This is a genomic window from Arthrobacter pascens, from assembly GCF_030815585.1.
Classification (GTDB): Bacteria; Actinomycetota; Actinomycetes; order Actinomycetales; family Micrococcaceae; genus Arthrobacter; species Arthrobacter pascens_A.
This window is the reverse complement of sequence record NZ_JAUSWY010000001.1, coordinates 4,686,814-4,704,556: the sequence shown is the minus strand read 5'-3', so window position 1 is coordinate 4,704,556 and position 17,743 is coordinate 4,686,814. Positions and strand designations below refer to the sequence as shown.

Genomic DNA, 17,743 nt, shown 5'->3' with positions numbered 1-17,743 from the left:
AACGGTGTGTGGGTCCGGCCGGTTTTCATTAGTGAGTGGTTCTTTCGAACCGACCGGCGAAGGTAATCGCGAACGCGTTCAGCGCAGGCTTCCACCTCATTACCCAGCGTGCCCGGCCGCCGCCGGTTGGATCAAGAGATCTGGTGACCAGATACAGGCATTTCAGGGCCGCGGCCTCGTTCGGAAAGTGCCCGCGGGCCCTCACAGCCCTTCTGTAGCGGGCGTTGATCGACTCGATCGCGTTCGTTGTGCAGATCACCCGGCGGATCTCCACGTCGTACTCCAGGAATGGCACGAACTCAGCCCAGGAGGACTCCCAGAGCCGCACGATTGCCGGATATCGCTGGCCCCATTCGGCCGTGAACTCGGCGAACCGGTCCTTCGCCGCCTGCTCTGACGGGGCCGTGTAGACGGGCTTGAGCGCCTTGACGATGCCGTCGCGGTGCTGGCGTCCGGCGTAGCGGAAGCTGTTGCGTATCAGGTGCACGACGCACTGCTGCACCACCGTTCGCTCCCACGTGGTCGTGATCGCCTCCGGCAGGCCTTTGAGCCCGTCACAGACGGCGATCAACACATCTTCAACGCCCCGGTTCTTCAGCTCGGAGAAGACCTGCAGCCAGAACCGTGCACCCTCGCCGCCGTCGCCTGCCCAGATGCCCAGGATCTCCCGCTCACCACTTGTGGTGACCCCCATGACGACATAGAACGGGGTGTTGCGCACCTGCCCGTCACGGACCTTGACCACGACCGCGTCAACGAAGAGCACCGGGTAGATCGGATCCAAAGGCCGGGCCGACCATTGGGCCAGTTCCCCGGCGACCTTCTCCGTGATGCGGCTGATGGTGTCTTTGGAGACCTTGGCCCCGTAGACCTCTTCGAAGTGCGCGGCGATTTCCCCCGTGGTCAGCCCCCGGGCGGACAGCGAGAGCACGATCTGGTCGATTCCGTCCAGACGCCGTTTCCGTTTGGGCACGATCACCGGCTCGAACGAGCCGTCCCGATCCCGGGGCACCTCGATCTCGACCGGGCCGATCTCGGTCAGCACGGTCTTTGACCTGGTGCCGTTGCGCATGTTGGCTGCGATCGGTCTCTGGCCATGCTCGTGCCCGAGGTGCTCGGTCAGCTCCGCTTCCAGCGCGGTCTCCAGCACATTCCTCGTGAGCTGGTTCAGCAGCCCACCCGGGCCTACCAGGCTCACACCCTGTTCCTTGGCCTGCGCGAGCAACCGCTCCGCAAGCTCCTTCTGATCGATGATCTCTCCCGTCACAGGATCGATCATCACCCCTGTCATCTCGGTCGTGGAATCTGACACGGCCATCTCCTTTCGGATCAGGCCGGACCCCACACACCGTTATTCAGACAGTCCCGCTTAGGATCCTATTTGGCCGGTCCAACTTTTGGGGACCAGTTCAAAGTGCGAGAGCGTTCGCGTTTAAGCCACAGGAAGTGAGAGAGGGTTGGGGAAAAAGCGGCAGGACGTGAGAGAGCGTCGGGGAAAAAGCGACAGGATCTGAGAGAGCGTCGGGAAAAAGCGACAGGATCTGCGAGAGCGTCGGGGAAAAAGCGACAGGATCTGAGAGAGCGTCGGGGAAAAAGCGACAGGATCTGAGAGAGCGTCCCGGAGGGGAGGGTTACCGGAGGACGATGTCCACGGGGTTCGCCTCGGACCGCCACGCCCCTTCGCTTCCCGGCGCACGCCTGATCACCGGTGCGGTCAGCACGCCCGAGCGGTTGGTGCGCTTGTCCCGCAGGATCTCGGTGACCGAACCCAGGTGCCGGGACAGATCGATCACGTTCTCCGGTGCGGCCAGGAGCAGTTGGAATCCGAACTCGTGCAGCGCCTTGATTCCGGCGCCGGCAAACTCCTCGGAGGCCAAGACAAACGCCTCGTCCATCATCACGGTGCCGTAGGTGGTGAAGCCCTGTTCTGCGATCCCCAGCTGGTAGCTCAGCGCAGCAGCCATAATGAACGCCGTGAAGCGCTGCCGCTCGCCGCCGGACATTGAACCGGTGTCCGCGTGCATGTAGACGTCAGTCTTCTTGCCACCTCTTTTGCCAGAAGCGGCTCCTTGGACTTCGCGGTGTTCCTTGCACTGGATGAACAGGTGCCCGCGGACGTCCAGCACTTCAGCACGCCAGCGACGGTCCTCCGGAGTCTGCGAGCCCAGGCGCTTCACCAGGGTCTCCAGGGTCTGGTAGCGGGCGGTGAGCTCAGCGTCGTCGCCTCGTTCAGTACCGGCGGTTTCAGCCTTGCCGTGCCGCGTGTGGCGGGCCTTCAGCGCATTCTGGATGGCGTCCTTGAACTGCTTGGCCGTGGCCGGCAGGGTCTGCTTGATGTCCAGCTCCAGGAAGCTGCCCTCATGGAAATTGACCTGCGACAGGATGCCGTTGAGCGGCAGGATGCGGCTGGTGATGGACCGCCGCTCCTCGTCCAGCAGATGCAGCAGCGTGCTGAAGGATTCATGCGTGCGCTGGTTGAAGAACTGCCGGAACTCGGCCTCCTGCGCCGGCAGGCCGTCGCTGACAATGGCGTGGTACCGGGACTCGAACTCGCCCGCGGCGCCGATGGAGGTGCCGTGGTCGGCGGAGATGGCGGTACCCCACTCGCGCACAAAGCCTTCGAAAATGCGCGTCAGCCGCTCCGAAGTGGCCTGTCCGCGCGATTCTGCGGCATAAAGCTCGCCAAGGAGGGCCGTCCGCACGCGGTTGGCCAGGTTGTCCAGCTCATGCATCTCGGTGACGTCGCCGAACTCCGTAAAGTACGGTTCCAGCGCGGTGACGGTGGCGTCCGACGGCGGCGCCTCGTTCAGGCGCGCCCGCGCGGCTTCCAGCAGCGAATCGGCAGTGCTCAGCTGGCGGTCCAGTGCCTTGTATTCGCTCTGCAACACTGCCGCAGCCTCGGTGCTGGACTGGTGTTTCTGCCGCGTCGCCTCGATGTTGGCACGCAGCGGCTCCAGGTCAGCCTGCGCCGCCAGGGCGTCCTTGAGCCGCTGTTCGATCCTGGCGAGTTCGTCTGTCCCGGCCGCCGCTGACACCTGCTCCCAGGGCCGGTGGTCCTCGGCGATGAGCCGCAGCGCCTCGAGCTGCCGGCTCATGCCCTGGTGCGACTCCTCGCGGCTCTGCGCCAGCTCCGCTGCCTTGGCCAGTTCCTGTTGCAGGTCCTCCACCTGGGCGCCAACGAGCTCCAGCTTGGAGGCGTTGTCGAATCCGAGCACGTAATCCTGCCGGCTGGTGAAACGGTCGTCCTTTTCCACGGTGTGGCGGTTTCGCTTGACCACACCGCCCAGGCTCAGGCCCTTGTCCAGGGTGGCCAGCTGGTCAGGGTTTTCGACGCACGAGTAGGCGAAATCGAGGGCAATCCGCTCACGGATCCACTCCCCGGCCTCCGCCGCTCCACCGCTGGTGAGGATGTCCAGCTTGGTGAGCAGGTCGCCGTCGCGCACGTCCTCCACAGCCAGGGCGCCGCCTGCGAGCGGCTTGGACACATCCACTGCCCGCAGGGCGCCGCGGACCTTATGGTCGTTAAGGTAGCGGGTCACGGTAGCGAAATGTTCGCCCGGGACAAGCAGGGTAGTGGCGAGGTTCCGGAGCGCCCGCTCCGCGGCCGGCCGCCACTGCTCCTCCCCCTCAGCGAGATCGATCAGCTCGCCCCCGAAGGGCATCTGGTCCTCGGGGACGCCGGTTGCCGCGGCGATCGCCGCACGGTTTTCAATGCTCGACGGCGGCAGCAGGGACTTGCGCGTCTTCAGGGACACAAGCTCCTGCTGGGCGGCCGCCAGCTCGCGTTTTTTGGTGGCATGACCATCAAAGGCTTCAAAGCGGAGTTCCTGAAGAGCCTGGGAATCGTCCTTCAGCTCGGCGGACCGGGCTGCTGCCTGATCGTGCGCCTGCTCCCAGCCCTCAGCGGTCCACTCAAGCTGCAAACCGGCATCGGCCAGGGCCTTGCGGGCTGCTTCCTCCACCTGCTGCCGCAACCTCAGGCCAACCCGGGCGTTCTCCAAAGACTGCTCGATCGCGGAGATCGCGTTGCCGCCCTGGTTGTTGTAGTCGGTCTCCAACTGGCGCAGTTCCTTGGCCAGGCCATCACGCACGGCGCGCTCGGCGCCCAGCTCCTTGGCCTTCGCCTGGGCCAGCTCCTTAAAGCGCGCCAAAGTCTTCTCATGAACCGTGACCGCGAGTTGTTGCTTATAGGACTCGAACTCCTCGCCGGCAAGGTCCCGGAGGCGGTTCGCATCCAGCAGCGACTGCGCGTACTCCTTGTTCAGGCCCGGGACCGGCGCCAACTGGTCACGCTGCTGCCGAACATCCTCCAGGCGCTGCCGGATGGACATAAGGTTGCTGAATTCCTCCACCACATCGTCCGCAGCGGTGAGGGTGGCCGGGGCATCCAGGACCTGGTCACGGAAGAAGGTGTTGACGCTGCCGCCCAGGCCCTTGCCGGCCTGGATAACACGCAGGAGCGGCAGGGCCTGGTCCGAGCTGATGCCCAGGAGCCGGCGGAACCGCTCCGCAAAGGCCTTATGGACGTCGAAGATCTGGGCGTCCGGGAAGATCGTCTCAAGCGCGGCCTTGGTGAAGCGTTTCTCCGCAATGTCCTCGATGGCGGGCAGGTCCAGCGGCTTGCCGTCGATCAGGTAAAAACGTCCAACGCTGGACTCTGTACCGTTCTTGGGCAGGTCGAACAGCGCTGAAACGGTGACCCGGGTGCCGGCCGCGTTATCGAACGTGAGGGCGATGGCGGACCACGTGGCACCCGGGCGCTGGAACGCACTGGCTGAGCCTTCGCCCACCGCCTTGTCACCCACCTTGCCGCGCATGTAGGTGAAGGTGGTCCTCTTGTCCTCCACAGCACCACCGGCACGCTGGGCTGCGGCCTCGTTGGAGCGCGGCCGGGCGTCGAAGACCCTTAACATGGCATCAAACAGCGTGGATTTGCCCACGCCCGAGTTGCCCGTCAGCAGCGTCCCGTTGCGGTCCACGTGCATCGTGTGGGCGCCATGGAACGTGCCCCAGTTGACCACCTGCACCAGGGCAAGGCGCATCTGGCCGGGGTTGGTGAGCTCGCCCATCGGCAGCATGGTTGCGATGCTCACTTGGCTTCCTCCGAGGTCGTGGTTGGGTACGACGACGGTGCTGCCGCCCCCGCCCCTCCGCCACCGTCGTCGTCGTTGTTCGCGTCACCTTCGGCGTCGTCCGGTTCTTCCTCTGTAGGAGTGTCGCCGTCGAGCTCAATCAGCGCTTCCGTTCCTGTGGGGTCTGTGGTGGCCGCTACCAGGGCGTCTATTTGGGCCGGGATGTCGCCGATGTTTTCGAAGGGGAGGGCCAGGGGCAGGGCGTTGGAGATGGTGTAGACGTCCTCCAGGCCGGTGGTGAGCAGGAGCCGGCGGGCCAGGAGCTTGGTGATGGCGCGGTTAACCACGTCTGAATCCCTTAACGCGTCCTGCTGGCCGGCGGGCTGGTAGTGCGCCACGAGGTCGGCAATTTCCTCGCGGGTGATGGTGGGATCGGTCTGGGCGGTGACGTGGCGGTCCAGCAGCAGGCGCAAGCGGAGCAGGACGATGGTCTCCACCCGGCTCAGCGCACGCTGTTGGCGGAGGATGCTGGAACGGGTGCTGCCGCCGATGGCCTCCGGGTCAACCGGGCGCAGGACCGCGATCTTACGCTCATGGTCGAGTTGCAGGGTGAGGAAGAGCTCTGAGAGTCGGCTGCGCAGGATCAGCTGATTGTCCAGCAGCGTCGTCCACAGTTTTTCGTCCCGGCCGCCGTCGATGTACGGCCCCTTAAGCAGCTTCACCAGGGCCTGGCGCACCTTCATGGACAGCACGCCCGTGTCGCCCGGGAACAGCGCGGCGCCGTCCACAAACGTGTCGCGGGGGGTGACTGCAAAGGGTCGTTCCGCAGCGAATCCTGCCCCCGCGGCGGCCACTGCCTCTTCAACCCGAGGCGCCGGCGTCGTCATTTCTTCAGTCATGGGAATCCTTTGCGAGGGTGACCACCGGCAGGTAGGCCGTGCGGGTGGTGCCGTCTATCTGTTCGAAGTCCAGTCCGTCCCAGGCTTCGCGGTCGAAGTCCGCCCCTGCCTGGAGGGCGTGCGAGAGGAGCGCACGGATGGTGTTGATGTGGCGCTCCTCCGGCGGCAGCTGGCCCCAGGCATCGGCCAGGGTGGAGGCGCCGGCAACCGCGGCCCGCACAACCTCCGGGCGGGCCTTGCCCGTCCTCGGCGAGCGCACGCGGTCTGAGTCGCTGAAGGCGATAGGGTCGGCGAGCTTGGGCGGGACGGCGAACTCGTCCGGATCGTAGAGCTTAACCATGGCCAGGGACTCAAATCCGGCGTTGAACAGCACGGGACCACCCACCAGTCCCGGACGCTCGCGCTCATAGGGCAGCGAACGGATGGCCTGCTCGGCTTCGCGCAGCACCGTGCGGAGCCGCACGGACTGGCGGAAGTCATCGCTCTGGACGTAGGTGTTCAGGCTTTCGCTGAGTTTGCCGTAGATGCGCTGGATCTGGCTGTGCTGTTGGCGGAGCTCGGCCACCAGGTTCTTCAGGGTTTCACGGTCCTCGGGCGAAAGGTCGTCCGCGAACTGCCGGCTCAGGACCTCGCCGATCGCCGAGCGGAACCGGAGCTGCTGCTGGGGGTCTTCGAGGAAGGCCGTGAAGGAGCGGAAGGTCCTGCCCTCGGGGCTCTGCCGCAGCCGTTTGTCCGCCTCCAGCACCTGGGCCATGGTGGCGCCCTTGCTGAGCGACTCTTCGATGATCTGGTTGCGCAGCTCGCCCACCAGTTCCTCGATCCGGTCCCGCATCTTTTTGTAGTCCGCGGGCAGGCTCGCGGCCAGGTCCAGGATGTTGCCGGCGGCCTCCACGGCCTCGTCGTCGTCAAGCAGGCCGTCAAAGTCGCCGGTGCTGATGTCCTGGATCAGCTGCTGGCGCTCTTCGATCTCTTCCTCAAGGGACTCCAGCCGGGCGCTCTGGTCCGGGTTGGTCTCATTGGCGAGCTTTTCCACGTCGCCCAGGAGTGTGCCCAAACGCGAACCGTTCAGCGTGGAGCGTTCGCTGGAAAGGCTGTCCAGGAACGCCAGTACGCGGGCAGCAGGTTCGGTGACTTCGTAGACGATCTGGCCCGACTGGTTGCGGCGGGTCAGGAACTGCTTGCGGGTCCACTCATCCGCATACTTTTTCCCGGAGGGCGCTCCGTTGCCCGCGCCTCCCAGCCCCGGTTCCTGGCGGCGGAGCTGCTCAAGGAAAGAGTCGACGTCGGCATGGAACTCCTCGAGCGGAAGCTGGGGACGGGTGCGGGTGAAGGATGCCTGCAGCACTGCAATGACCCACGGCGCGGAACGCGTCAGCGCACAGGCCGGCCCCTTGGTGAGCAGTTCGAGGTCCCGGAGCCGGCCGCTGATCGCATCTGCGGATGATCTGGCGGAGCGGGGCACACACTCTCCTTCAGCTGCTTGGGGGACGTTGGGCAGCAGGAATCCTGAAACTGCCAACTACAAGGTTAACGCAGAGCCCGTTGGCCACAGAGGACGGGTTCCCGCAACCGCCCCGTGACTTACCTCCCGGTAGTATTTCGATCCCATATCAACACGCCCCACGGGCGCGCCGCGGCTGGTTGGGCACGCCGGCCAGCCCCTACGCTCAGTCCTACTGAATCAAAGGAAGCAACGGCGCAGCAGGGGGAAGCATGCAGTTCGACTTAAGTGCAGTGGAGACCGCCACCATGGTGTTCATCGGAACGCTGGTGTTTGCCCTTGTCCTGGTGGTGTTTGTCCTGACGGCCGGGTTTGTCGCACTGGTCCTGGTGGGAGTGGGCAAGCTCGCCTGGTTCCTCGCGTCCAGCGCGCTGCTTGCAGTGGTCCATGGCATCAACCACGGCTGGGACAAGCTGGTGCACCACGCCTCCACGGTGGAGCTTCCCGGCGACTTCCAAGGACAGCCATCCCCTAGCACCGGAAGCTACCCGCGGGTAATATTGAGGGACAGCTGAAGGGTTCTCCAACCCGGCGGATCCAGGCTCGAACCGGCCATCCCGGTTAGAGGAGATACCCCATGAGCTCCGCCACTGACAGCCCCGCCGCAGAAACTCCCGTTGCCGCCCGCAAGATCGGCCCTGAGGTCACCGCAGAAGAAGCCCGGGCGGTTGCCGAGGCCGCCCGGGAGACCGGCTGGGACCGGCCCAGCTTCGCCAAGGGCCTGTACCTGGGCAGCTTCAACCTCAGCCTCATCCATCCGTGGCCCACGGCGGACGCGGATGACGTGGAACGCGGCGAGGCCTTCATAGCCCGGCTGACGGAGTACGCCCGCACCCTGTCCGGCCGCGTGATCGAACGTGACGCCAAGATCCCGGACGAATACCTCAGGGGCCTGGCCGAGCTTGGCGTTTTTGGCATGAAGATCCCGCAGGAGTATGGCGGTCTTGGGCTTTCCCTGGTGTACTACGGCCGGGCCCTGGGGCTTTTAGGCAGCGTGCACCCGAGCCTGGGCGCACTCCTGTCCGCCCACCAGTCCATCGGCGTGCCGGAACCGGTGAAGGTGTTCGGCAGCCCGGAGCAGAAACGCGAATACCTCCCGCGGTGTGCCGCCGGCGCCATTACTGCCTTCCTGCTGACCGAACCGGATGTGGGCAGCGATCCCGCCCGGATGGGCAGCACGGCTGTTCCCACGGACGACGGCGAGTCCTACCTTCTGGACGGCGTGAAACTTTGGACCACCAACGGCGTGATCGCCGAACTCGTGGTGGTGATGGCCCTGGTCCCGGCCCATACCGACGCGGATGGCACCCAGCACAAGGGCGGCATCAGCGCCTTCGTGGTGGAGATGGACTCCCCCGGCATCACCGTGGAGAACCGGAACGCCTTTATGGGTCTGCGCGGCATTGAAAACGGCGTGACCCGGTTCCACCAGGTACGGGTGCCCGCCGCAAACAGGCTGGGGCGTGAAGGCCAGGGCCTGAAGATCGCGCTGACCACCCTGAACACGGGCAGGCTCGCCCTCCCGGCCCTCTGCGTAGCGTCCGGCCGCTGGAGCCTGAAAATTGCCCGCGAATGGTCCAACGCCCGCACCCAATGGGGCCAGCCGGTAGGCAAACACGAGGCAGTGGGCAAGAAGATCGCGTTCATCGCAGCCTCCGCTTTTGCCCTTGACGCGGTCTTTGAGCTTTCCGCGGAGCTCGCCGACGCCGGCCAGAAGGACGTCCGGATCGAGGCCGCCCTCGCCAAACTGTGGTCAACGGAGATCAGCTGCCGGATCGCCGACGAGCTGGTGCAGATCCGCGGCGGCCGGGGCTTCGAGACCGCCGAATCATTGGAAGCCCGGGGCGAGCGCGCAGTTCCGGCCGAGCAGCAGCTGCGTGACCTCCGGATCAACAGGATCTTCGAAGGATCCTCGGAGATCATGAAGCTCCTCATCGCACGGGAGGCAGTGGACGCGCACCTGGCGGCCGCCGGCGACCTCGCCTCCGTGACCGCAAGCCTGTCGGACAAAGCCAAGGCCGCCGTCGGGGCATCAGGCTTTTACGCGAAGTGGCTGCCCAAGCTTGTGGCCGGGGCGGGGATGGACCCCCGGTCCTACAGCGAGTTCGGCCGGCTGGGCAAGCACCTGCGGTTCGTGGAGCGGTCCTCGCGACGGCTGGCCCGGCAGACCTTCTACGGCATGGGACGCTGGCAGGCCAAGCTTGAGTACAAGCAGGCTTTCCTGGGCCGAGTGGTGGACATCGGGGCGGAGCTGTTCGCCATGGCCGCGTGCTGCTCGCGGGCTGAGATGATGCTCCATACCGCGCCGGAAAGGGCCGCAACCGCCTACGAGCTGGCAGAAGCGTATTGCGAGCAGGCCCGAGTCCGCGTTGACGAGTACTTCGACCAGCTCTGGCGGAACACCGACGACGGCGACCATGACATTTCGCGCAAGGTCCTGGCCGGGGATTACACCTGGCTGGAGGCCGGCGTCCTGGACCAGTCGGAAGGCACCGGCCCATGGATCGCGGACGCGACGCCCGGGCCCTCAACGAAGGACAACCTGCACCGACACTACCGCTAGCGAATAGTAAGCATTCTTGTTATCCGCCCGGGCGAGTGGTTGAGTTGATCCATGAGCAGCCCAATAGAACCTGAGGACCGCCTTCCGCGACGAGCCGCGAATGAAAATCGACGGAGCGGAACGGCCCGCGATGAAGCATTCGCTGGCGGCGAGCCCACCCGTTCCTACGAACAGGCCCCGGCAGCCTATGGTGAAAAAGAGTACCGGCCGGAGCCGAACGTGACGGCCACCCCGGCGGCCTACCCGAATGTGACAGACCCCAACGTCACAGACCGGCAGACGGCCGTGGCCAGGGAGAAGGAACAGTTCGGTGGCATCAAAGTGGGTTCGGCCTTTTTCGGCTGGCTCGCCGCCACAGGGATGGGCGTGCTTCTGACGGCCCTGGTGGCAGCAGCGGGGACGGCGGTAGGCCTGGCAAATAACGCAGACGTCAGTGATGCCGTCAACCAGATGACAACCAACGGCACGGTGGGGCTCGTGGGGATCATCGTCCTCCTGGCTATCCTGTTCATCTCCTACTACTCAGGCGGCTACGTTGCCGGCAGAATGGCCAGGTTCAACGGCGCCAAGCAAGGCTTCATGGTCTGGGTCTGGGCGCTGATCGCCGCCGTGGTGGTGGCCCTGCTGGGGATGATTGCCGGCCAGCAGTTCAACATCCTGGCCAACCTGAACAGCTTTCCGCGCATCCCCATCAATGAAGGGGAACTGACCACGGCGAGCATCATCGCCGCCGTCGTCGTGGCCCTGGTTGCGCTGGCGGGCGCCGTGCTGGGCGGGCTGGCAGGAATGCACTTCCACCGCAAGGTGGACAAGGCCGGTTTCACCCCGGACGAAGCGTACGACGAGGGTTAGGCGAGCCAGGCGGCGCTGAGGTAGTACCAGCGGCGGTTCTCTCGCACAAAGCGGCTGGTCTCGTGATGGACACCGCGTCCGCCGTCGTGCACGAAATGGGCCTTGAACTCAACCGTCCCCTCGGTGTCCAGCGGCCCTCCGCGGCTGGTGGACAGGATGTCCAGCCTTCGCCACTCTGTCCCTGGGTCAAGTTCCAGCCCGGACGGAGCGGTGTCCGGATGCCAGGTCCGCATCAGGTAATCGGCGTCCAAAAGGACGAATGCGCTGTACCGCGACCGCATCAGCTGTTCCGCCGTGGCGGCCTCGGACTCGCCGTCGTGGAAACGCCCGCAGCACTCAAAATACTCCTCGCCGGAGCCGCAGACGCAGTTGCGGGCATTGAGCGGATTTTCAAACATGGTGCTCCTGTCCGGTGTGGTCCCGCCCACCTTATGGCGGCCTTCGGGCTCACTTCCGACTATAGGCGGCGGGGCTGCTGTCATATCCGGTAACAGGTTCGAAACAACCTCGGGCGAGCGCCGTCCAGGGGCGGCATGGCCCGAAAATAGTCCGTAAGGTAGTGGAGGGGCTGTTGCCCGTGGTGATGGGTGCCGGCACGGACTCCGCTGCTGGCAGATAGGAGAGGTGACATGGGAGATTCAACGACTATTGCCCTGAACCTGACCTTTTTCGGAACCCTCGGCCTCGCCTTCCTGATGTTTTTCGTCCTCTTCCTCCTGGTTGTTGCCACCTTGGTCCTTGCAGGGGTTGGCCGGCTGGTTGCGCTCATGGTGATGGCCCTTTTCGGCAGGCTGCCCAACAACGACACCGTCCCGCTGGTCCATCTTCCCGCCCCTGCTGCATCGGCCGCGCCGGAACCTCCGGCGCATCTTCCTGCGGTTTCAGCGCCTGCTGATCCAACGCCCGACGACGGTGCTGCCGCCGCCTCCCGAACGCCGGCGGCCGCAGGGGTGCTCAAGGCGGTCCGCGCGAAAGCTGCAGCTTCCCCGCGGACACCACGTGACTGGGGGACCCTCCTCAAGCCGGCCGAGCTCGGCTCCCGGCTACGCGCCGCCGTCGGACATCACCCCATGCTTACCGCCGCACGGCGGGAGCCGCCGGTGCTGGCACGGGACTGGGCTGCCGCCGTCGCGGAAGCAGACGCCCGGGCCATGGCACGGGCACGGGCAGCCGCTCCGGAAATCAAGATCTCAGTGCGTGACCTTCCCGGTCCCGCCGTTCCTGCGGAGAGGCTGGCGGCGGTGGCTCCGCTGGTGGAGTCGGCACTGCACCAGGACCACCCGGTGCGCGACGTTCCGAGGTCCTTCGAGAAGCCTCCTGCCGCCGCGCCGCTGTCCCTGCTGGACACGGGTTCACTGGTGTCCCTGTCCGGCCACGCCAAGGTGCTCAAGGGCAAGTTGCCTGCTGACCGGCACTGACTGACCCCTTCAGCCGCTTTGCCCCGCTGCCCGGGCGCCTACCCGGCGTCTGTCCGGCGCCTTCACAATTCGTCATTGCTGCGGGCTGCATTACCCGGTGCTACGAAAGGCTAAGTACTAATGCGGGGACCGGCCGCGCGCCGGCGAATTTGTGTAGCCTCGTGACGATCCACTGCAATCCGCGTGGGACATCGAATGTGAGGAATCCGGGGATGAGCCTCAACGAACTGCGAGTATTCGGGCGGTCAGGCACGCCCATCAGCCCGCTCACTTTGGGCACCATGAACTTTGGTGAGGGCCTGGGCGGCGCGCCGGGCAGCGCCCCCACAGGCGCGGACGAGGGCATCCGCATCATCCAGTCAGCGCTGGACGCCGGCATCACCGCGGTGGACACTGCCGATGTCTACTCCCAAGGGGAGTCGGAGCAAGTGGTGGGGCGCGCGCTCCGCGGACGCCGGGACGACGTCTTCCTGGCCACCAAGTTCCACGGGCAGATGAGCGCCAACCCTGCCCATTCCGGGAACTCCCGCCGCTGGATCATGCAGGCCGTGGAGGGCAGCCTCCGCCGGCTGCAGACGGACCGGATCGACCTGTACCAGGCGCACCGGCCGGATTACAACACCGATGTGCTGGAGACCATCACCGCGCTCAATGACCTGATCCGGCAGGGGAAAATTCTCTACTACGGCACGTCGGTGTTCACCCCGGCGCAGCTGGTGGAGGCCCAGTGGCTCGCCACCACCAACCACCTGATCCCGCCGGTTGCCAACCAGGTCCCCTATTCCATGCTGGTGCGCGGCAATGAGCGCGACGTCCTTCCCATTGCCCAGCAGTATGGGCTTGGAGTGCTCGCGTACGGCCCGCTGGCCGGGGGCTGGCTGTCCGGAGATTCTGTCCTGGACGCCGGCAAGCCGCCCACCCGGGTGCATTCCCTCCCGGGCCGCTACGACATCTCAGGGCCGGCCAGCGAACGGAAGCTGCTGGCCGCGGACTCCCTGGCCCGGCTGGCGGACAAGCTGGAGCTGTCCCTCGTGGAGCTCTCCGTGGGCTTTGCCCTGAGCCACCCCGCTGTCAGCAGCGTGATCATCGGTCCCCGAAATGAAGAGCACCTCCTGGCCTACCTGAAGGCTGCCGACACAGTGCTGGGCGAGTCTGTGCTGGACGCGATCGACGAGCTGGTGCCGCCAGGGACCAACTTCGTGGAGCGCGATGCCGGGGCCATTGTCCCGTCCTTGGAGTACGCGGAGCTCCGCCGGCGATGACCCTCTTGGCTTAGACACCGCCTGGCGCCGACTTCCGGAAAGCCCTTTCCGTTAGCCGCGTTGTCCGCTAGCGTGAAACCCATGGAATTCAGATACCTCGGAAACAGCGGCTTCAAAGTCTCGGAAATCACGTTCGGCAACTGGCTGACCCACGGGTCCCAGGTGGAAAACGACGTGGCCACCCAATGCGTGCGGGCGGCTCTCGACGCCGGCATCAGCACCTTCGACACGGCCGACGTCTACGCCAATACCGCCGCGGAGACGGTCCTCGGCGAAGCGCTGAAAGGCGAGCGCCGCGAGTCCCTCGAGATCTTCACCAAGGTCTTCGGCCCCACCGGCCCCAAGGGCAAGAACGATCTGGGCCTGTCCCGCAAGCACATCATGGACTCAATCAACGGTTCGCTGAGCAGGCTGCAGACGGACTACGTGGACCTCTACCAGGCCCACCGCTACGACTTCGAAACGCCGCTGGAAGAGACCATGCAAGCGTTCGCGGACATTGTGCGCCAAGGCAAGGCGCTGTACATCGGCGTCAGCGAATGGACGGCGGCGCAGCTCCGCGAAGGCCACGCCCTGTCTAAGGATCTCGGCTTCCAGCTGATCTCCAACCAGCCTCAATACTCCATGCTGTGGCGCGTCATCGAGGCGGAGGTGGTTCCGGCGTCGGAGGAGCTGGGCGTGTCCCAGATTGTCTGGTCCCCCATGGCGCAGGGCGTGCTGAGCGGCAAGTACCTGCCCGGCCAGCCGGCGCCCGAAGGCAGCCGCGCCACGGATGAGAAGGGCGGCGCCAAGATGATCCAGCGCTGGATGCGCGATGACGTGCTCACCGGCGTGCGGGAACTCAAACCGATCGCCGACGAGGCCGGACTGTCCATGCCCCAGCTCGCCGTGGCCTGGGTACTGCAGAACCCGAACGTGGCCTCGGCCATCGTCGGCGCTTCCCGTCCCGAACAGATCGCGGACAGTGTGGCGGCGTCAGGCGTGAGGCTTGAACCGCAGGTCATGAAGAAGATCGACGACGTCATCGGCCCGCTCGCCGAACGGGATCCGGCACAGACCAAGTCCCCCGCCACCCGCGAAGCCTAGCCGTCCGTTGTGGGTCATGGCCTGCGTTGACGGACGCACGGCCCGGGCGTAAACCTGTGAAGAGGGGAATCAGCCGGCCTCATCGAGCAGAATCGAACCGCCATGACCAAGCAGATCTACAGGCTCCGCCAGTCCACCCGCCCTGCGCCGACTGCAGGCGAGCCCACCTCCGGGCCCTTGACGGCGGAGGAACTCCAGTTGGCGGCCCGCAACCATTCGATGCCGCTGGAGGCCCTCCGCCAGGACGTCACGCCGCCGGGGCTGCACTATGTTCTCACCCACTTCGACATTCCCGACGCTGACGCCGCATCCTGGCACCTGCTGATCGGCGGCGCAGTGGAACGCGCGCAGGAGCTGAGCCTGGCCGCGCTGAAGAAGGATCCGGCCATCACGGTCCCCGTCACCCTGGAGTGCGCGGGCAACGGCCGTTCGCTGCTCACGCCCCGGCCGCTCAGCCAGCCGTGGGTCCTCGAGGCGGTGGGCACCGCGGAGTGGACCGGCGTGCCGCTGGCCTACCTCCTGGGGAAGGCCGGGGTGCTGGCGGAGGCCGTGGAGGTGGTCTTCACCGGCGCCGACGCCGGGATCCAGGGCGGCGTCCGGCAGCGGTATGCGCGGAGCCTGCCGATCCGGGAAGCGATGCGACCCGACGTCGTTCTTGCCTACCAGATGAACGGCAACGACCTGCCGCCCCAGCACGGCTATCCCCTCCGGCTGGTGGTCCCCGGCTGGTACGGCATGACAAGCGTCAAGTGGCTGGAGTCCATCGACGTTGTGACCTCCCCCTTTATGGGGTTCCAGCAGCACATGGCGTACCGGTACCAGGACACCGCGGACGACGTCGGAACGCCGGTTTCGCGGATCAGGATCCGTTCGCTGATGGTTCCGCCGGGCATCCCGGACTTCTTCACCCGCAAGCGGGTGCTGCCGCACGGCCCGGTGATGCTGCAGGGCAGGGCCTGGTCCGGCGAGGGCGCGGTGACCGGTGTTGAGGTGGGGATCGACGGCAAATGGCTGCGAGCCCAGCTGGAAAAGCCCGCGGGTCCGTTCGCCTGGTGCAAGTGGACGCTTCCGTGGGTAGCCGATCCGGGCGAGCATGAGCTTGCCTGCCGTGCCACGGATGCCACCGGGGCAGTCCAGCCGCTGGAGCAGAACTGGAACTATCAGGGGATAGGCAACAACATGGTGCATCGGGTGAGCGTCACAGTGGAGTGATGCCCGGCTGATGCTAGTAGTCCACGATGGCGCCGCTTGAGAGGTTCACCGTGGCATCCGTGATGGCTCCGGCCCTGTCCGAGGCGATCCAGGCTGCCACGTTGCCGACGTCCTCCAGGGTGGCGGTGCGGTTGAGGTGGGCGGCGGCGGCGATTTCCCTGACGACCTCCTCGCGGCCTTCCATCTGCCAGGGGAGCGTCTCGATGATGCCGCCGGTGACCATGGTGACCACCCGGACGCCATCCTTGCCAAGTTCTGTCGCCCACTGACGGCGGAGTCCCTCCATGGCGTCCAGCGCCACCTTGAATCCGCCGAGTCCAGGCAGGGTCTGGGGTCCGGAGCCGCCAAACATCAGCACCACGCCGGAGCGCTGCCTGATCATGTGCCGTGCCGCGGCGCGCGTGGTGAGGAAATGGGTCCGCACGGCGTTGCTGATGGGCTGCGCGAAGTCATCCGCCGCAATCTCCATCAAGGGCTGCTGGACGTCGCCGTAGGAAATCAGGTTGAACGTGATGTCGATCCGTTTCGCCTTCTTGGCCACCCCGTCAACAAAGGCGTCCACCTGCGTTTCGTCCAGGGCGTCGACGACGGCGGTGTGGGCCGTGCCGCCCGCCTCACCGATGTCCCGCGCAACTTTGTCCAGCCTGGATTGGGTGCGCCCGGCCAGATAGACCGTTGCACCCTCGGCGGCGAACGTCCTGGCGACAGCGCCGCCGATGGGTCCGCCGGCGCCATAGATCAGCGCGGTTTTGCCCTGCAGCGCCCCGGCCGGCCGGCTCTCGTCGCCCTCTTGGGGGCCGCCGTTCAGCTGGTTGGCGCGATTGGTCCGGTCTGCGTTGGTCGCCATGGCCAGGCCTCCCCTCAGGTTGTGGTGAGTCCCTTCACTATGTTCCTGAGCGCCGTGGGTGGCAAGGGCCCTCAACTGGCCAGGATTCAAGACGTCCGACGCCGTATACTCGGTGCCAGCCATGACCAGTCTTCCTTCCTCCCCCGCAAGCGTCCGCATTGACGCGTGGCTGTGGGCCATCCGAGCCTACAAGACCCGCTCCGCGGCCACGGCCTCCTGCCGCGCTGGACACGTCCGGCTTAACGGCAGTCCCGCCAAGGCGTCTGCCACGCTCGTGACGGGAGACACCGTCACTGTGCGGATGTCCGGGTATGAACGCATTCTGGAGGTCCGCCGGCTGATCGCCAAACGTGTCGGGGCGGAGGCTGCCGCGCACTGCTTCACGGACCACACCCCGCCGCGGCCAGTTGCACCAGCACTGGGCCTTCCCCAGCGGGACCGTGGCGCCGGACGGCCCACCAAGAAGGACCGCCGCGAAATGGAGCGGCTCAAGGGCACGGCATGACCAACGGCGGATTGGCTTAGTTCCGGACGCGGGCCTGTACGAGGTTCGCGAACGGCAGCCGGTCATGGACCGCGTGGAATTCCGCGTGGTACTTGGCCTCGGCGTCGTTTACTGCTTCTGCCGGCAGCTCTTTCCAGGCGATGAGCAATGACCCGGAGTCGGCGAGCTGCCAGACCAGCCTTCCATCCCAGTGGCCCGGCGGCTTTCCCTTGCCGAAGTCCAGAAACTCCTGGATCTGCCGCCGCAGCCCACGGTTGCCCTTGCTCCCGGGCCCCGCCTTGCCGAAATATAGAATGTCAGCGTCCTCAACCCATTCGTCAGCCAGGGCTGGCCCGGGAATGGAGGGGTCCTTCTTCTTGAAGATTCCGGCTGTGCTCTTCTTCAGGAAGCGCGGCTTGAACCCTTCGGGCTGCAGCACGGCGAAGACACCCGTCCCTTGCGGAATCCTCATGATCTCAAGGCTCCCGAAGGTCCTGAATCCGGCAAACCCGTCGTCCTTGAGCGTCTTCTTGTTAATCGGCAATGG

General features: G+C 65.8%; 15 protein-coding genes. 8 read left to right on the top strand and 7 right to left on the bottom strand.

Going from position 1 to position 17,743, the window contains the following annotated elements:
- Positions 1-28: 28 nt before the first annotated feature.
- The 4 genes from QFZ30_RS21795 to QFZ30_RS21780 all read right to left on the bottom strand — a co-directional run bounded on the left by QFZ30_RS21795 (position 29) and on the right by QFZ30_RS21780 (position 7,433).
- Positions 29-1,279 (bottom strand): IS256 family transposase, encoded by a 1,251-nt coding sequence (locus tag QFZ30_RS21795; protein WP_307080003.1) that lies wholly within the window; start codon positions 1,277-1,279, stop codon positions 29-31.
- Positions 1,280-1,631: 352 nt separating this feature from the next.
- Positions 1,632-5,093, bottom strand: a complete 3,462-nt coding sequence (locus QFZ30_RS21790; RefSeq protein ID WP_307079916.1) for an ATP-binding protein — start codon at positions 5,091-5,093, stop codon at positions 1,632-1,634.
- Positions 5,090-5,971, bottom strand: a complete 882-nt coding sequence (locus tag QFZ30_RS21785) for a DUF4194 domain-containing protein (protein ID WP_307079914.1) — start codon at positions 5,969-5,971, stop codon at positions 5,090-5,092. Before QFZ30_RS21785 ends, QFZ30_RS21790 begins: the two co-directional genes overlap by 4 nt.
- Positions 5,964-7,433: a DUF3375 family protein gene (locus tag QFZ30_RS21780; protein ID WP_307079912.1), complete on the bottom strand. Its 1,470-nt coding sequence runs from the start codon at positions 7,431-7,433 to the stop codon at positions 5,964-5,966. The genes QFZ30_RS21785 and QFZ30_RS21780 overlap by 8 nt, the downstream gene beginning before the upstream one ends.
- Before the next feature lie 251 nt (positions 7,434-7,684).
- On the opposite strand from QFZ30_RS21780, the gene QFZ30_RS21775 reads away from it, so the two are divergent.
- The 3 genes from QFZ30_RS21775 (at position 7,685) to QFZ30_RS21765 (ending at position 10,887) form a co-directional block, all read left to right on the top strand.
- The gene (locus tag QFZ30_RS21775; RefSeq protein ID WP_307079910.1) at positions 7,685-7,987 is read left to right on the top strand and encodes a hypothetical protein; all 303 of its coding nucleotides are present in this window, start codon (positions 7,685-7,687) and stop codon (positions 7,985-7,987) included.
- A 62-nt stretch (positions 7,988-8,049) separates the two neighbouring features.
- Positions 8,050-10,035: an acyl-CoA dehydrogenase family protein gene (locus QFZ30_RS21770; protein ID WP_307079908.1), complete on the top strand. Its 1,986-nt coding sequence runs from the start codon at positions 8,050-8,052 to the stop codon at positions 10,033-10,035.
- 51 nt (positions 10,036-10,086) lie between these two features.
- On the top strand, positions 10,087-10,887 hold the full coding sequence (locus tag QFZ30_RS21765; protein WP_307079906.1) for a hypothetical protein: 801 nt from the start codon (positions 10,087-10,089) through the stop codon (positions 10,885-10,887).
- Here QFZ30_RS21765 and QFZ30_RS21760 read toward each other — a convergent pair.
- The gene (locus tag QFZ30_RS21760; protein ID WP_307079903.1) at positions 10,884-11,285 is read right to left on the bottom strand and encodes a YchJ family protein; all 402 of its coding nucleotides are present in this window, start codon (positions 11,283-11,285) and stop codon (positions 10,884-10,886) included. The two genes, QFZ30_RS21765 and QFZ30_RS21760, sit on opposite strands and share 4 nt — an antisense overlap.
- Positions 11,286-11,516: 231 nt before the next feature.
- On the opposite strand from QFZ30_RS21760, the gene QFZ30_RS21755 reads away from it, so the two are divergent.
- From QFZ30_RS21755 to QFZ30_RS21740, 4 genes are all read left to right on the top strand, one after another.
- A complete protein-coding gene (locus tag QFZ30_RS21755) occupies positions 11,517-12,305 on the top strand; it encodes a hypothetical protein (protein WP_307079901.1) in 789 nt (262 codons plus the stop codon).
- A gap of 212 nt (positions 12,306-12,517) precedes the next feature.
- The gene (locus tag QFZ30_RS21750; RefSeq protein WP_307079899.1) at positions 12,518-13,567 is read left to right on the top strand and encodes an aldo/keto reductase; all 1,050 of its coding nucleotides are present in this window, start codon (positions 12,518-12,520) and stop codon (positions 13,565-13,567) included.
- An 81-nt stretch (positions 13,568-13,648) separates the two neighbouring features.
- On the top strand, positions 13,649-14,653 hold the full coding sequence (locus tag QFZ30_RS21745; protein WP_307079897.1) for an aldo/keto reductase family protein: 1,005 nt from the start codon (positions 13,649-13,651) through the stop codon (positions 14,651-14,653).
- Positions 14,654-14,755: 102 nt separating this feature from the next.
- Positions 14,756-15,865 (top strand): sulfite oxidase, encoded by a 1,110-nt coding sequence (locus QFZ30_RS21740; RefSeq protein ID WP_307079895.1) that lies wholly within the window; start codon positions 14,756-14,758, stop codon positions 15,863-15,865.
- Positions 15,866-15,878: 13 nt separating this feature from the next.
- On the opposite strand, the gene QFZ30_RS21735 is transcribed toward QFZ30_RS21740, so the two are convergent.
- Positions 15,879-16,835 carry an SDR family NAD(P)-dependent oxidoreductase gene (locus QFZ30_RS21735; protein WP_307079894.1) on the bottom strand — a complete coding sequence of 319 codons (957 nt, stop codon included), beginning with the start codon at positions 16,833-16,835 and terminating at the stop codon, positions 15,879-15,881.
- On the opposite strand from QFZ30_RS21735, the gene QFZ30_RS21730 reads away from it, so the two are divergent.
- A complete protein-coding gene (locus QFZ30_RS21730; protein ID WP_307079892.1) occupies positions 16,834-17,217 on the top strand; it encodes an RNA-binding S4 domain-containing protein in 384 nt (127 codons plus the stop codon). The genes QFZ30_RS21735 and QFZ30_RS21730 overlap by 2 nt on opposite strands.
- 16 nt (positions 17,218-17,233) lie before the next feature.
- On the opposite strand, the gene QFZ30_RS21725 is transcribed toward QFZ30_RS21730, so the two are convergent.
- Positions 17,234-17,740 carry a hypothetical protein gene (locus QFZ30_RS21725; RefSeq protein WP_307079890.1) on the bottom strand — a complete coding sequence of 169 codons (507 nt, stop codon included), beginning with the start codon at positions 17,738-17,740 and terminating at the stop codon, positions 17,234-17,236.
- Positions 17,741-17,743: the final 3 nt, after the last annotated feature.